Annotated in this window: 16 protein-coding genes and 2 pseudogenes; 15 read left to right on the forward strand and 3 right to left on the reverse strand. The window is 61.1% G+C overall.

The window, feature by feature from the left end; genetic code table 11:
* The first annotated feature begins 4 nt into the window (after positions 1-4).
* From PVE98_RS02465 to PVE98_RS02480, 4 genes are all read left to right on the forward strand, one after another.
* Positions 5-814 carry a 5'-nucleotidase, lipoprotein e(P4) family gene (locus tag PVE98_RS02465; RefSeq protein ID WP_096072092.1) on the forward strand — a complete coding sequence of 270 codons (810 nt, stop codon included), beginning with the start codon at positions 5-7 and terminating at the stop codon, positions 812-814.
* A 584-nt stretch (positions 815-1,398) separates the two neighbouring features.
* Positions 1,399-2,019: a carbonic anhydrase gene (locus PVE98_RS02470; RefSeq protein ID WP_096072091.1), complete on the forward strand. Its 621-nt coding sequence runs from the start codon at positions 1,399-1,401 to the stop codon at positions 2,017-2,019.
* A 2-nt stretch (positions 2,020-2,021) separates the two neighbouring features.
* Positions 2,022-3,491, forward strand: a complete 1,470-nt coding sequence (locus PVE98_RS02475; protein WP_096073846.1) for a SulP family inorganic anion transporter — start codon at positions 2,022-2,024, stop codon at positions 3,489-3,491.
* 261 nt (positions 3,492-3,752) lie between these two features.
* Positions 3,753-5,180 carry a GGDEF domain-containing protein gene (locus tag PVE98_RS02480; protein ID WP_096072090.1) on the forward strand — a complete coding sequence of 476 codons (1,428 nt, stop codon included), beginning with the start codon at positions 3,753-3,755 and terminating at the stop codon, positions 5,178-5,180.
* A gap of 15 nt (positions 5,181-5,195) precedes the next feature.
* Here PVE98_RS02480 and ddlA read toward each other — a convergent pair whose 3' ends face one another.
* The 3 genes from ddlA to PVE98_RS02495 form a co-directional block, all read right to left on the reverse strand.
* Entirely contained in the window at positions 5,196-6,290 is a 1,095-nt protein-coding gene (gene ddlA, locus PVE98_RS02485) for a D-alanine--D-alanine ligase (RefSeq protein ID WP_096072089.1), read from the reverse strand.
* A gap of 87 nt (positions 6,291-6,377) precedes the next feature.
* On the reverse strand, positions 6,378-6,713 hold the full coding sequence (locus tag PVE98_RS02490; protein WP_033755050.1) for a hypothetical protein: 336 nt from the start codon (positions 6,711-6,713) through the stop codon (positions 6,378-6,380).
* Between the two features lie 37 nt (positions 6,714-6,750).
* The gene (locus tag PVE98_RS02495) at positions 6,751-7,365 is read right to left on the reverse strand and encodes a phage repressor protein CI (RefSeq protein ID WP_033755053.1); all 615 of its coding nucleotides are present in this window, start codon (positions 7,363-7,365) and stop codon (positions 6,751-6,753) included.
* A gap of 362 nt (positions 7,366-7,727) precedes the next feature.
* On the opposite strand from PVE98_RS02495, the gene PVE98_RS02500 reads away from it, so the two are divergent.
* The 11 genes and pseudogenes from PVE98_RS02500 (at position 7,728) to PVE98_RS02550 (ending at position 13,108) form a co-directional block, all read left to right on the forward strand.
* Positions 7,728-8,015, forward strand: a complete 288-nt coding sequence (locus PVE98_RS02500; RefSeq protein ID WP_096072088.1) for a hypothetical protein — start codon at positions 7,728-7,730, stop codon at positions 8,013-8,015.
* A 70-nt stretch (positions 8,016-8,085) separates the two neighbouring features.
* On the forward strand, positions 8,086-8,304 hold the full coding sequence (locus PVE98_RS02505) for a DUF2732 family protein (protein ID WP_096072087.1): 219 nt from the start codon (positions 8,086-8,088) through the stop codon (positions 8,302-8,304).
* A complete protein-coding gene (locus tag PVE98_RS02510) occupies positions 8,304-8,528 on the forward strand; it encodes a TraR/DksA C4-type zinc finger protein (protein ID WP_033755058.1) in 225 nt (74 codons plus the stop codon). The genes PVE98_RS02505 and PVE98_RS02510 overlap by 1 nt, the downstream gene beginning before the upstream one ends.
* Complete coding sequence (locus PVE98_RS02515; RefSeq protein WP_096072086.1) at positions 8,528-10,498, forward strand: replication endonuclease; 1,971 nt, start codon at positions 8,528-8,530, stop codon at positions 10,496-10,498. Before PVE98_RS02510 ends, PVE98_RS02515 begins: the two co-directional genes overlap by 1 nt.
* Before the next feature lie 166 nt (positions 10,499-10,664).
* Entirely contained in the window at positions 10,665-10,856 is a 192-nt protein-coding gene (locus PVE98_RS02520; protein ID WP_033755060.1) for a hypothetical protein, read from the forward strand.
* A gap of 354 nt (positions 10,857-11,210) precedes the next feature.
* A complete protein-coding gene (locus PVE98_RS02525) occupies positions 11,211-11,414 on the forward strand; it encodes a tail protein X (RefSeq protein WP_048782408.1) in 204 nt (67 codons plus the stop codon).
* A 2-nt stretch (positions 11,415-11,416) separates the two neighbouring features.
* Complete coding sequence (locus tag PVE98_RS02530; RefSeq protein ID WP_096072085.1) at positions 11,417-11,626, forward strand: HP1 family phage holin; 210 nt, start codon at positions 11,417-11,419, stop codon at positions 11,624-11,626.
* On the forward strand, positions 11,623-12,132 hold the full coding sequence (locus PVE98_RS02535) for a lysozyme (protein ID WP_096072084.1): 510 nt from the start codon (positions 11,623-11,625) through the stop codon (positions 12,130-12,132). Before PVE98_RS02530 ends, PVE98_RS02535 begins: the two co-directional genes overlap by 4 nt.
* Positions 12,132-12,479: pseudogene (locus PVE98_RS02540) on the forward strand (LysB family phage lysis regulatory protein); the annotation flags it as partial. The gene PVE98_RS02535 and the pseudogene PVE98_RS02540, both read left to right, overlap by 1 nt.
* Positions 12,400-12,714: pseudogene (gene lysC / locus PVE98_RS02545) on the forward strand (Rz1-like lysis system protein LysC); the annotation flags it as partial. The pseudogenes PVE98_RS02540 and lysC, both read left to right, overlap by 80 nt.
* Positions 12,653-13,108, forward strand: a complete 456-nt coding sequence (locus PVE98_RS02550) for a phage tail protein (RefSeq protein ID WP_096072082.1) — start codon at positions 12,653-12,655, stop codon at positions 13,106-13,108. The pseudogene lysC and the gene PVE98_RS02550, both read left to right, overlap by 62 nt.
* The last annotated feature ends 22 nt before the right edge of the window (positions 13,109-13,130 follow it).

Raw genomic sequence — 13,130 nt, forward strand, 5'->3', positions numbered from 1 at the left:
CAGGATGAAAATGACCGCAACGCTGCTGACCAGCGGCCTGATGGCGCTGATGCTGTCGGGCTGCGCCTCGCAGACAACGCAACATGCGCAGCAACAGCTCGGCCAGCAGTCGGTGCTGGCTCTGAACTGGTTCCAGCAGTCCGGCGAGTATCAGGCGCTGACGTGGCAGGCCTTCAACGGCGCGCGGCTGGCGTTCGACGCCGCGCCGTCGCTGACTGGCAAGCCCAAGGCGGTAATCGTCGATCTCGATGAAACTATGATCGACAACAGCGCCTACAGCGCCTGGCAGGCGAAAAACGGCCAGCCGTTCAGCGCGCAAAGCTGGTCGACGTGGACCCAGGCGAAGCAGGCGCTGGCGGTGCCCGGCGCGGTCGATTTCGCCCGCTACGTCACCTCGCACGGCGGCACGCTGTTCTACGTGTCGAACCGCGACCAGAAAGATTTCGACGCCACCGTCGCCAGGCTGACACAGCTCGGCTTCCCGCAGGTCACGCCGCAGACCGTGCGCCTTAGCACCGGCAGTTCTAACAAGCAGGCGCGTTTCGACGCCATCAAGGCAGCGGGCTACAACGTGGTGCTCTACGTCGGCGATAACCTCAACGATTTCGGCGCGTCGACCTGGCATCAGGGCAACGCGCAGCGTCGCGCCTTTGTCAGCCAGAACCACGCGCTGTTCGGCACCCAGTTCATCGTGTTGCCTAATCCGCTCTATGGCGACTGGGAGAGCGGCATGGCGGAAAACTACAATAAGCTGACGCCGCCGCAGCAGCTCTCAACGCGCGATGCGCAGCTGAAAGCGTGGAACGGTAAATAATTCGTCAAGCGAAAGAGCCTGCGTCAGCAGGCTCTGCTTTTTATCCGCCGATATTTACGTTTACAGGTAACTATTTTGCTGCAAACTAATTTAATTATCTCTTACTTTCAAAACCACCTTTATTAAGTTTATTACGCTGCCTTTTTTGCCAGCAGCCAGTGTTAATCGCTATTGGTTAAAAAATTAATTCGGATTTTTCTGTAATAAAGTACCGCTGGTAACTGAGCGTGTGTAAAAGCCAGCGCAGCTGGAATGTCATTATTTGTCAGCAGAAAGAGCTTTTAAATAATAAGGTTATTTCAATGCATTGATAATAATAATTTTTAATGGTTATCCCCGCATCGCTTAAATCAGGCGTACTTAAATAGTTTTACCTTAAATTTACCTCTGCTGAATTATTCCTTACAAAAAGCGGGCCGCCCTGGCCTGGAGAAAAATTACGGATGCGTAATTAATCATAAACGTCTATAAACAATTTCTGTGATCAACTGCGTTATTTCTTAAACCGACGCCGGCTAACTGTGAGCCGGTTCACCGCCTTGTTCGCCTGAATATTCGATCCCCGGTTGTTGAGAGAGACGATTGTGACGACACTGAAACCTTTATTAGCGAAAAATCGCAGCTGGGCGCTCCAGCGCCGCGAGCGTAATCCTGACTATTTTGAAAAATACCTCCATCAACAAAAACCGCATTCACTCTGGATTGGCTGTTCAGACAGCCGCGTACCGGCCGAAGTCCTGACCGGCTCGCATCCTGGCGAACTCTTCGTTCATCGCAATATCGCCAACATGGTGGTCGACGGCGATGACAACCTGATGAGCGTGCTGCAGTACGCCATCATCTATCTTGGCGTAAAACGCATCGTGCTGTGCGGCCACTACGGCTGCGGCGGCGTTCAGGCGGCGCTTGACCTGCCGCAGAGCCCGCTGGCGTACGAAGACTCGGCGCTGGCGCGCCGTATCGCCGCGCTGCGTCAGGCATTGGGAAACGAACTGCCCGATGAGCCGCAGCCAGCAGCGGAGACGCTGAACCGGCTGGTGGAAGTTAACGTGCTGGCGCAGTTCGCCCGTCTCGCCGCTGCCGCGCCGGTGCGCGACGCGTGGCGCGCGGGCCAGACATTAGATCTGTTCGGCTGCGTTTACGATCTGCAGTCGGGCCACCTTAAAGAGTTAATCCAGCAATCAGCAGAGGAATCTTCGCCATGAATGTGAATACGCTTCGTCAGGATATTCCTGCCGGCCTGGTGGTTTTTCTGGTGGCGCTGCCGCTCTGTCTGGGCATCGCACAGGCGAGCGGACTGCCGCCGTTCGCCGGCCTGCTGACCGGGGTGCTCGGCGGGCTGCTGGTTACCGCGCTCAGCCCGTCGCGCTTTGCCGTCAGCGGCCCGGCGGCGGGTCTGGTGACGATCGTCGTCGCCTCTATCGAGACGCTCGGCAGCTTCAGCGCTTTTCTTACCGCGCTGGTGCTGGCTGGCCTGATGCAGTGCGGCCTCGGCCTGCTGCGCGCCGGCCGTTTTATCTCGCTGGTGCCGGGCAGCGTCATTAAAGGCATGCTGGCGGCTATCGGCATTTTGCTGATTATCCAGCAGATCCCGGTGGCGTTCGGTATCGAGGGCGATGCCGGTCTGGCCGGATTCGCCAGCGGCGCCGCGACCTTTTCCGCGCCCGCCATGCTGGTCGCCGGCGGCAGTCTGGCGATCCTCTGGCTCTGGACCACGCCGCTGGTGAAAAAGGCGGGCGTGCTGGGCTGGATACCCGGTCCGCTGGTGGCGGTGCTGTTCGGCTGCGCCGCCACGGTATTCGGCGGACAGTGGATGCCGGAGATGGCGGCTCAGCTGTCGCGCATCGCGCTGCCGGAGTTCGACAGCCTCTCCGCGCTGGCGGCGCAGCTGGAGAGTCCGGCCTGGAACGCGTGGCAAAATCCGTCGGTCTGGGTGGTGGCGGTGACGCTGGCGCTGGTCGCCAGCCTGGAGACGCTGCTGAGCCAGGAGGCGCTGAAGAAGCTGCGCCCGCAGAATCCGCCGCCGTCGCCCAATCGCGAGATGTTTGCGCAGGGGATCGGCAATCTCAGCGCCGGCCTGCTGGGCGCCATGCCGATTACCGCGGTGATCGTGCGCAGTTCGGTGAACGTCAGCACCGGCGCGCAGACCAAGCTCTCTATTCTGATCCACGGCGTGCTGCTGCTGATCTGCGGACTCTGGTTCAGCGATATGCTGAACGCCATTCCGCTGGCCAGCCTGGCGGCGGTATTGCTCTATACCGGCTATAAGCTGGCGACGCCGCGCCTGTTTGTGGAGCAGTTCCGTATGGGCGCACAGCAGTACGTGCCGTTCCTCGCCACCATCGGCGGTATTATCCTGTTCGGCATGCTGGCAGGCATCGGCATCGGTCTGGCGACGCAGATGCTTTACAGCCTCTACAAGAGCCACCGCAACGCGCTGCAGCTGACGCGCTATGACGATCACTATGTGCTGCGCTTTCAGCAGAATCTGACCTTTCTGCACAACCCGAAACTGCAGGGGCTGCTGGCGGAGATCCCGGAGAACAGCGTGGTGATCGTGGATCACGATAACGCCGAGTATCTGGATCCCGACGTGAAGGCGGTGCTGAAGGATTTCGGCGACAACGCAGATAAGCGCGGCATTCGCCTCAGCCAGTGGCCGGTGGCGGTGAAGTAAAAGAGGGATTCGCCTGTTAGGCACCCGCTAGTTTGACTCAGTTGCTGTCTGAAAAATCGGATATCTCGGATAGCCGATTTTTTTATTTAAGGCATAATTTTCGCGCCGTAAGCCAGACGGCGCAGCCCAGATTGCGAGTAGCGTCGATCTCTGCCGTTTATTCACTGAATTGCCCAGGCGGCGAATGCGGTTTAATGGCGTGCGACAATCGTCCGAAACAGGCAGGGAGCGGGGAAATTACAGGCTACAGGGTTCAGACCTATGCGCGTTAAGCTGTTTGCAGAGCACAACACCACAATAAATCTCCTCTCGCTGTTTCTGATCACCCTGCTGTTTTGCTTTTTGGGCAGCCATCTGCGCGTGCCTGCGGAGCTTTCTCTCTTCTGGCCGGTAAACGCCATCGCCGCCGCCGTCATCGTTCGGCATCCCTGGCTGCATCGCATTCGCTACTATCTTGCCAGCTTCGCCGCCATGGTGGTGAACGACACCCTCTTTTCCGGCTGGGCGTGGCCCGCCGTGACGCTTAACGTCGCCAACCTGCTGTTTATCATTATCTCCGTCTCGATGCTGGTGAAGCACTACCTGCGCGACTCCGACCGCAGGCAGATCAGCAACGCGCTGCGCATCTTTCCCGCCTGCCTGCTGGCCGCCTTTGCCTGCGCCACCTGGGGCGGGCTGGCGCAGGATTTAAGCTTCGACACCCGCTTCGCCACCGCCTGGGGCGACTGGTTCAGCGAACAGTTCTCTACCGGCGTGATGCTGCTGCCGTTCCTGCTGGCGCGTAACTGGCGCGGCCTGTCGTTTACCGCGCTGCTCTCGCCGGGCAAATGGCTGCCGCTGCTGAGCGTGGTGCTGTCGCTGGCGGTCGGGGCGATGATGGGCGGCGCCGGCAGCCTGACTTTTCCGGTTCCGGCGCTGATCTGGTGCGCCATCGTCTTGCCGATCCCGGTCACCAGCCTGGTGATCCTGCTGACCGGCATCAGCGAAATCGTGCTGGTATCGCACGGCGTCATGAACATTCAGGGCAACGATAACCTGCTGCATTTAAGTCATCTCACCTCGGCGCGTCTCGGCGTCGCCACCGTCGCCATCAGCCCGCTGATCGTCGCCGTCAGTATGGATGCGGTACGTCAGCTTAATCAGCGTCTCGCGCTGCGCGCCAACTACGATTTTCTTACCCAGCTGCTGTCGCGCTCCGGGCTGTATGAAAGCCTGAAAGAGGAGCCGTTCTCGGCGCAGCGCAACGTTGGCGTCATCCTGCTGGATGTCGACTATTTCAAAGCCATCAACGACAACTTCGGTCATGACGCCGGCGACGGCGTGCTGGAGGAGATTGCGCGGCGCATGCAGCAAGTGGTGGGCCAGCAGGGGCGCATCTGCCGCTTCGGCGGGGAAGAGTTTGCCATCGTGCTGTTCGACGCGCGTCCTGAGCGCCTCTACCAGCTGGCGGAAGCGGTGCGACAGGCGATCGGCAAAGAGAAGTTCTGGCTGCAGGGCAATACCGTTACCGTCACCGTCAGCCTGGGGCTGGCGCAGGGCAAGGCGGGCGAAGAGCGCGACTGGCACAGCCTGGTCAACCAGCTGATCTCCGCCGCGGATAAAAACCTCTATCTCTCCAAGCGCAACGGGCGCAATCAGACCACGCCCGCCTTCAGAACCCTTGCGCTGGCCACCAGCGACGTGGCGTAACGCGACGCTTCGCGACTAAACGCTGCTTTTCAGCTGGCTGGTTTGCTGATGGCGCTCCAGCGCCAGCTCAATAAGGCGGGTAATCAGATCGCGATAGCTCAGTCCCGCCGCCTGCCACAGCTTGGGATACATGCTGATATTGGTGAAGCCGGGCAGGGTATTCACCTCGTTGACGATAATCTCGCCCGCTTCCGTCAGGAAAACGTCGACGCGCGCCATTCCGCTGCACTCCAGCGCCTGAAACGCCTTAATCGCCACGGCGCGGATCGCTTCGCTGTGCGCGTCGTCGATAGCGGCAGGCACCTGCGTCTGCGCGCCGGTTTCGCTGATATATTTGGTCTCGTAGGAGTAGAAGGCGTCGTGCACCACCACTTCGCCGCACGGGCTCGCCTGCGGATCGTCGTTGCCCAGCACTGCACACTCGATCTCGCGGCCTTTGATGCCGGTTTCAATCAACACCTTGCGATCGAAGGTAAAGGCGAGATCCAGCGCGCGGTCGAAGTCGTCGACGCTGTCGACTTTGCTGACGCCCACTGAAGAGCCCTGATTGGCCGGTTTGATAAACAGCGGCAGGCCGAGCTGCGCGACGATCTCCGCCGCCTGAATACGCGACCGCTGCGCCTGCGTGACGCTAATCCAGGGTGCGACCTGCAGCCCGGCGTCGCGCAGCAGACGTTTGGTGAAGTCTTTATCCATGCTGACCGCCGAGCCGAGCACGCCAGAGCCGACAAAAGGCAGCGACGCCACGCGCAGCAAGCCCTGCAGCGATCCATCTTCGCCGAGCGTGCCGTGCACGATAGGGAAAATCACATCGATCTGCGACAGCGCATGACCGCTCTGACGGGCGATCACCTGCTGCTGCGACGCGCCAGGCACCAACGCCACGCTTTCGCCAGCGCGGTTAAGCGCGATGAGCGCCGGATCTTGCGCGTTGATGAGAAAGTTCGAGGCGTCGTTAAGATGCCACTGACCCTGTTTATCAATGCCTAACAGCACCGGCTCGAAACGCGTTTTATCGATCGCATCAAGGATATTTTTAGCCGACTGTAACGATACTTCGTGCTCGGCCGATTTGCCGCCGAACACAATGCCTACCCGCAGTTTTGTCATGAGAGTTTGCCTGAAAGGATGTTGCGAAACCCACAAGATAACACGCGGATTTCGCGCTGTAACGGCGGGGCGCAGCGTAGCGTCGGCTTAATTCAGCGTCGCGGAGAGCAGGGCGCGGCACTGGGCGGCGTCGGCGCTGGCCTGCGTCTTTTGCTCAGCGCTCAGCGTCTGCCAGGCGTCCGCCACGTGCTGGCCCAGGCGCGGCTGGAAGTGAATTTTTTGCAGCGCGTAGTCGGAGTTGCCGCCTTCGATAACCGTGCGCATATCCGCCACAAAGCGGCGGCTGTCGTCATGGTGAATCGCGCAGAATACCGAGATGTAATAGGCCTCATCCTCTTTGCTGTAGTGTGGCGTCAGCCAGTACCAGCCGGCGGCTACGCAGAGCAGGATAAGGGGGATGAGAATGTTAAGTCTGAATCGCATGTATCGGTTCGGTTCGCCGGGGCGAAGCGCGGCTCCTTTAAATTAACGTCATCACCACGATGCCGGTGGGGGAAATCTCGTTCAGCGCGCACTCAAACTCCGCGTCGCCGCCGCTGATCCTGACTCGGCCGCCAGGCAGGCGCGCGAGGTTGCGCAGGCTGGCCATGCCCTCGATATCCAGCAACCATTTGCCGTCCACCACCGCCTTAAAGCTGCGGTTAACGATGTACTGCTGCTCGCCTTCAATCACCGCCAGCAGATTGCTGTGGGGCGCCACCTTATCCAGGAACAGCTTGCTCTCCAGAGTCACAAAATCGACAGGCGCGAGCTCACCATTTGTTAATTTCACTCGCTCAATATCGGTGAGGCTCTTCATCGGGTGACTTTCGCTGCCTTTTTCCGCCGTCTGCGCCTGCACCGCGCTAGGGGGATTGCCCTGGCCATAGAGGATCCAGTTCAGTTCGGCATCGGTATCGATAAGGCACTGCACCACCAGATCAGCCGGGAAAGCGTCTCTTTTATAACGCATTGCCAGGTTGCTGGAAGAGAGGCCGACATGCTCGGCATACTGCGACTTCTGTTTAAACCCATAGGCCTGAATCAGCCTGTCGAGGATAGCCCCGCCGCTCCCGTTAAAATTAGTGACTAACATTTTTGAGCTTCCTCTTGTGTTACTAACATATTTGAATTAGCATCACTGCGTTGTGAATGTTATCGCATATAACTGACATTACGTTAACTGGAGATGATGCCCTATGAGGCCTGATATTACAAATGCCATAGCTGCGCTCCTTTTATTACGGATCGGCGTAAAACGTCCCGTTTCAGCGCTTTTTATTCAGGCAGAGCGCCTCTCGCCTGCGTTTTGCGGCAGGCCCTGCACATCGGCTATAGCGACGCGCGGCATGCAGAGCGCGCCAGCGCGGGCGACAAAAACGCCCTGTTCTTTTTCTGTTAACTTTCAGCCAGCCTGATTCACTTATGATGAATAGCCATTCTGAACCTGGGGCGGCCATGAGCTTCGATGAGTTCCGCAAAAGCTGGCGGCGAATGCGGAGCGACAGCCGTAATCCAGCGCTGGTCGCCTTTAACCGGCAGAGCGAGGAATTTAAGTTCTGCGTGCTGACGCTGGCGAACCGGGAAAAACCGGGGAGCTTCCGGCTACAGGAGGTCGGCGACGCCTTTGAATCCTTCGATGAGCCGCGCCGCGCGCTGATTATCGCCGCCATGAACAAACTGGTGCGCTGGGGCAGGCTGCTGCCGCGTCCCTTTTCCGACGCCGACCAGTATCTGTCTGAGTAACTGACCTTAACCGCAAATCGATGACGTCAACCCGTCGGGCTTCCCTTTGCCCGCATTCAGGAGAGATAAGATGAAATACCCGAATCCTCACGCCGACAACGACGCGCTGAACGTTCTGCTAACCGCCGCACGCTGCGACGAACGCAGAGGCCGCGCGCAGGCGGTCGCCGATCGTCTGGCCGCGATGGCGACGCATATCGGCCGCCAGGGACTGAGCGGCGTCGAGGCCGCCGAGCTGCTCCGCTATGAAGCGCAGCGCTACCGCGATGAATCGCAGGAGCTGCGCTAATGGTCGACAGCATGGACATTGAGCAGCAGCGTCAGGCGGAGCAGCTGGCGCTCGATATCGCCGCCGTGACGCAGCGGCCGAAAGGCGTCAGTGCCTTCTTCTGCGAGGAGTGCGACAGCGCCATCCCCGAGGCGCGTCGCCGCGCCATCGGCGGCGTCTCCCGCTGCGTCGCCTGTCAGGAGATCGCCGAGCTGCGCGGCCGTCACTATCAGGGCGGCCGGTAATGCAGCGTCTCTTCTGGCCGTGGAACGCGCCGCGTCAGGCTATCGCCTCGCCATATCCCACGCACGCCGCGATGCAGCAGCGCAGTCGCGAGCTGGCGGCGTTGTCGCAGGCGTGGAGATCGCTGGAGCAACAGCCGGCGCTGGTGCAGCGCGCTATCAGGCTGCGTCACGGCCAGCTCACGCGCGAGCGCGGCCCGGCCCGCGCCGCATCTTATTTGACGACCACCTTTGTCGAGCGCCTGCTGCCGCGCGTGGAGCGGGTCAACGCGCAGTATCGGCTCGGCGCAATGCGTCGCGGCGTGGCCGCGCGGCTGAGCGGCCACGCCGCACAGGAAAAAGGCGCGGCAGAGACGGCAGGCGCGCTGTGGGAGCTGATGCGCCGCTTTAACCAGCTGCCCGATATGGCGCGCGCCGATGTCGATCGGCTGGCGGGCGATATCGCCAGCTTTATCTTTGCTGAGCTGGTGCAGCTGCACGCGCAGAATCGCGGCGAATCGGACTGGCGCTACAGCCACAGCCTCTATATGACCGCCGCGCTCCTGACCCGCGAATTCGGCCAGACGCCGCCGCTGTGGCAGAAGGTCACCACGCGCCTCTTCGCGCCGGAAGAGGTAACGCCGGCGATTATGCGTATGCAGGGAGAGACGTGGTGGAAAGGGCGGCTGCGCCGCATCGCCGCCGAATGGCGCGAGCATCTGCAGATTGCGCTGGCGCAGGTCAGCAAAACGCGTTCGCCCTACGCCAGCCGCGCGACCATTGCCGAATGGCGCGATCAGAAGCGCCGCACCCGCGACTTTTTACAGAGCATGGAGCTGGAGGACGAAGAGGGCAACCGCATCAGCCTGATCGACAAGCATGACGGCAGCGTCGCCAACCCGGCTATCCGCCGCTGCGAGCTGATGACGCGTATTCGCGGCTTTGAAAACATCTGTCATGAGATGGGTTACGTCGGCGAGTTCTGCACGCTGACCGCGCCGGCGCGCTATCACGCCACGCTCGGCAGCGGCCAGCACAACCCGAAATGGCGCGGCGCCAGCCCGGCTGAGACGCAGCGCTACCTCTGTCAGCTCTGGCAAAAGGTGCGCGCCAGACTACACCGCGAGCAGATCCGTCTGTTCGGCATTCGCGTTGCCGAACCCCACCATGACGGCACGCCGCACTGGCATCTGCTGCTGTTTATGCGCCCCCAACAGGCCGCGCAGGTGCGCCAGATCCTGACGGAGTACGCCTGCCAGCAGGAGAGCGAAGAGCTGACCAGCGAACAAGCGCGCAAGGCGCGCTTTCACACCACCGCCATCGATCCGAAGAAGGGCTGCGCCACCGGCTACATCGCGAAATATATCGCCAAAAACATCGACGGCTACGCGCTCGACGGCGAGCGGGACAGCGAGAGCGGCGAGCCGCTGCGCGACTGCGCCGCCGCGGTTTCCGCCTGGGCGGGTCGCTGGCATATCCGTCAGTTTCAGTTTGTCGGCGGCGCGCCGGTGACCGTCTGGCGCGAGCTGCGCCGTCTCACCGACGGCGAGGGGCTGCGCAAAATGAGCGACGAGCTGGCCGAAGCGCGCGCGGCGGCGGACAGCGGCGACTGGGCCGCTTACGTCAACGCCCAGGGCGGCCCGTTCGTGCGGCGCGATGCGCTGGCGGTGCGCGTCTGGTATCAACAGGCCGAAGAGCGCAACAGCTGGGGCGAAGAGATCACACGCATTAAAGGTGTCTACCTCAGCGCTGCGGGCGACGAGAAACCGCTGCTGACCCGGCTGGTGAACTGGAAGCTGGTGCCGAAGCGTAAAGCGGAGGCTGACAATCTCGAGCAGGACGCATCAGCTTGGAGTTCTGTCATTAACTGTACGCGGATATCGCGCCCGCCAGGCGTATTAGCGCGGTTAAATCATTGGCCTGATCCGGCAGTGAAAAAAAGGGCGAAACCGGCTGGCGATGGCGCTTTATACAGCCAAAATACGCCGCCCTGACGCGCTTTTTCCGCCTTTTTTACTAATTTGGCTTAGGGGTTATCACGCCAAAAAAGTTTCTATATCAATAGCCTAAAGGCAGGTCGTTCAGATCTTAATTTTCTTTATATCAGATTGCATGCTGTGCTACTGTATAGATATACAGTTATAAAATGGGGGAGGGAAAGTGGATACTGATTTACAAGAACAGGTAATGCTTGAGCGCGTCGAGCTCATTGCACGTCTGACCACTGAAGGAGTTTGCAGGGAACGCGACCGGGAAGTGGCCCTCGCTTTGATCGCCGAGATTGCCGGCGACATGATGATAAAAAACAAGGAATTTGCCGTTTCGTTCTCCGCGATACCCACCAATAAATAACAATGCAGGTATAGCGATGAGAGGCGATGGCTCGACGCATAATAAGCGGCAGATCCCACACTTTTCCTTTGACGCTCGCGCCGTCTGACGACGGCTGAACGGAAGCAATAACGGCACCCTCGGGTGCCGTTTTTTTTGCGCCGCGATCTGGCTGTTTGCCCATATCCCAGCGGGCGGGCCGGCGTTGAGCCGTCGCCCCGCAGCGAGGAGACTGGCTATGCCGGATAGCGCGCAAGCGCTGCCGCACTTAACGGCCCGAACCCGGGTCTGCCGACACCACCTCCAGCGGGGAACAACAACAGTGACGCACCATTTTAGCGTGCCCGTCCGCGGGTCCGATGGGGAGCTATCGCCATGAATATCTACGCGCTCCAGGGCGATACGGTCGATGAGATCTGCTATCGCTACTACGGCCGCACGCAGCAGGCGGTCGAGCAGGTTTACGCCGCCAATCCTGGCCTCGCCGAGCGCGGCGCCGTCCTGCCGCACGGCTGTGCGCTGACGCTGCCCGAACTGCCAGACGCGGCCACCGGCGAAACCGTCAATCTGTGGGACTGAAGATGGAGAAAACCAGCTCGCTGATTAACTACCTGGTCAGCCTGTTTCTGATGTGGCTCGGCCGCCACACCATTCAGGATATCGCTTTTCTGGTCGGCTCCGGCGTGGCGATCATTACCCTGATCGTCAACGTAGCGACCTTTTTCATCAACTGGCACTACCGCCGCAAAACCTATGAGCTTCAGCGCCGGCGCGCAGGGAGGCTGTCGTGAGCCAGACCGCGAAGCGCTGCGCCGTGGTCGCCGTGCTGGCGATCGCCGCGCTGCTGCCGCATTTTCAGACCCTGAAAATCTCCTCCGGCGGTTTGCAGCTGCTGGCCGACGCGGAGGGCTGCCGCACTTCGCCCTATCAGTGCAGCGCCGGCGTCTGGACCAACGGCATCGGCCATACCGCAGGGGTGACGCCGCAGAGCGCTGTCAGCGAGCGCCAGGCGGCGGTCAATCTGGTCGACGACCTGATACGTGTCGAACGCCAGCTCTCTCTCTGCGTGCCGGTGGCGATGCCGCAGCCGGTCTGGGACGCGCTGGCGAGCTTCGCCTTCAACGTCGGCGCCGGCGCCGCCTGCCGCTCGACCCTGGCCAGCTATCTCAATCAGCAGCGCTGGCGCGCGGCGTGCGACCAGCTGCCGCGCTGGATCTACGTCAACGGCGTGAAAAGCGCCGGGCTGACGCAGCGGCGCGAGCGGGAGCGCGCCTGGTGCCTGCGAGGCGTCCCATGATGCGCCTGTGTCTTGCGCTGCTGGCGGCGCTGCTGCTGGCGCTCGCCTTCACCGGCTGGCGCGGCGCGCAGGTCGGTGCGCAGTTACGCGAGGCGCAGCGCGCCAGCGCCGCGCTCTCCGCCGATCTCGCCAGCCGCGATCGGACCATCGCCCGCCTCAATCAGGAGGCGCAGGCGAACAGCAAACGCGAGGCGGCGCTGCGTCAGCAGCAGAGTCAGGCCAGTCGTCTCGCCCTTAACCGCGAAGTGCAAATAGCGAGGGAAACCGATGCAAACCAGGCGTTACGCGAGTGGTCTGCTGCCGCTCTGCCTGACGATCTTATCGGGCTGCACAGCCGTCCCGCCTTCGACAACGCCCACGATTATCTGGGCTGGCTGTCCGCGCGTGAACAGCTGTCCAGTGCCGGGCAACAGCCTGCAGACGCAGGGCGATCTGGCGGCAGATAACCGTCAGCTAGAGGCTGCGCTCGCGTCTTGCGGGCTGCAGATTGAAACCATTAAAGCGTGTCAGGAGCAACAGGATGCAGAAACCTCAACAGCTACGCGCGGCGCTGAGCCGCAGCGTGCCGCTGCTACAGCAAAACCCGGAGCGGCTGATCATGGCGATCGCCGCCGGAACGGTGGTGGCGACCAGCGCGCCGTCGCTCTCCTTTGAGTATCGCTACCGGCTGGAATTAACCCTCGTCGACCTGCAGCAGGATATCGAGGCCGTTATCGTGCCGCTGCTCGCCTGGCTGCGGGATAACCAGCCGGAGATGATGGGCAACGCCGAGAAGCGACGCAGCGATTTTACCTTCGCCGTCGACGCCGCCGGCGCGCTCCGCATCGGCCTGCAGCTGACCGAGCGCGTGCTGGTCACGCAGCAGGATAGCGCGCTGCAGGTCACCTTTCCCGGCGAGCCGACGCCGCCCGCTAATGACGACGCGCCGCTGCAGCTCTGGGTGCACGGCGCGCTGGTCAGCGAGTGGCAGCGCTAAAGCTGTTCTGTCATCTCTCAGC

Origin of the sequence: Pantoea sp. GABEPS69 (assembly GCF_045780835.1) — a bacterium.
Classification (GTDB): domain Bacteria; phylum Pseudomonadota; class Gammaproteobacteria; order Enterobacterales; family Enterobacteriaceae; genus Pantoea; species Pantoea septica.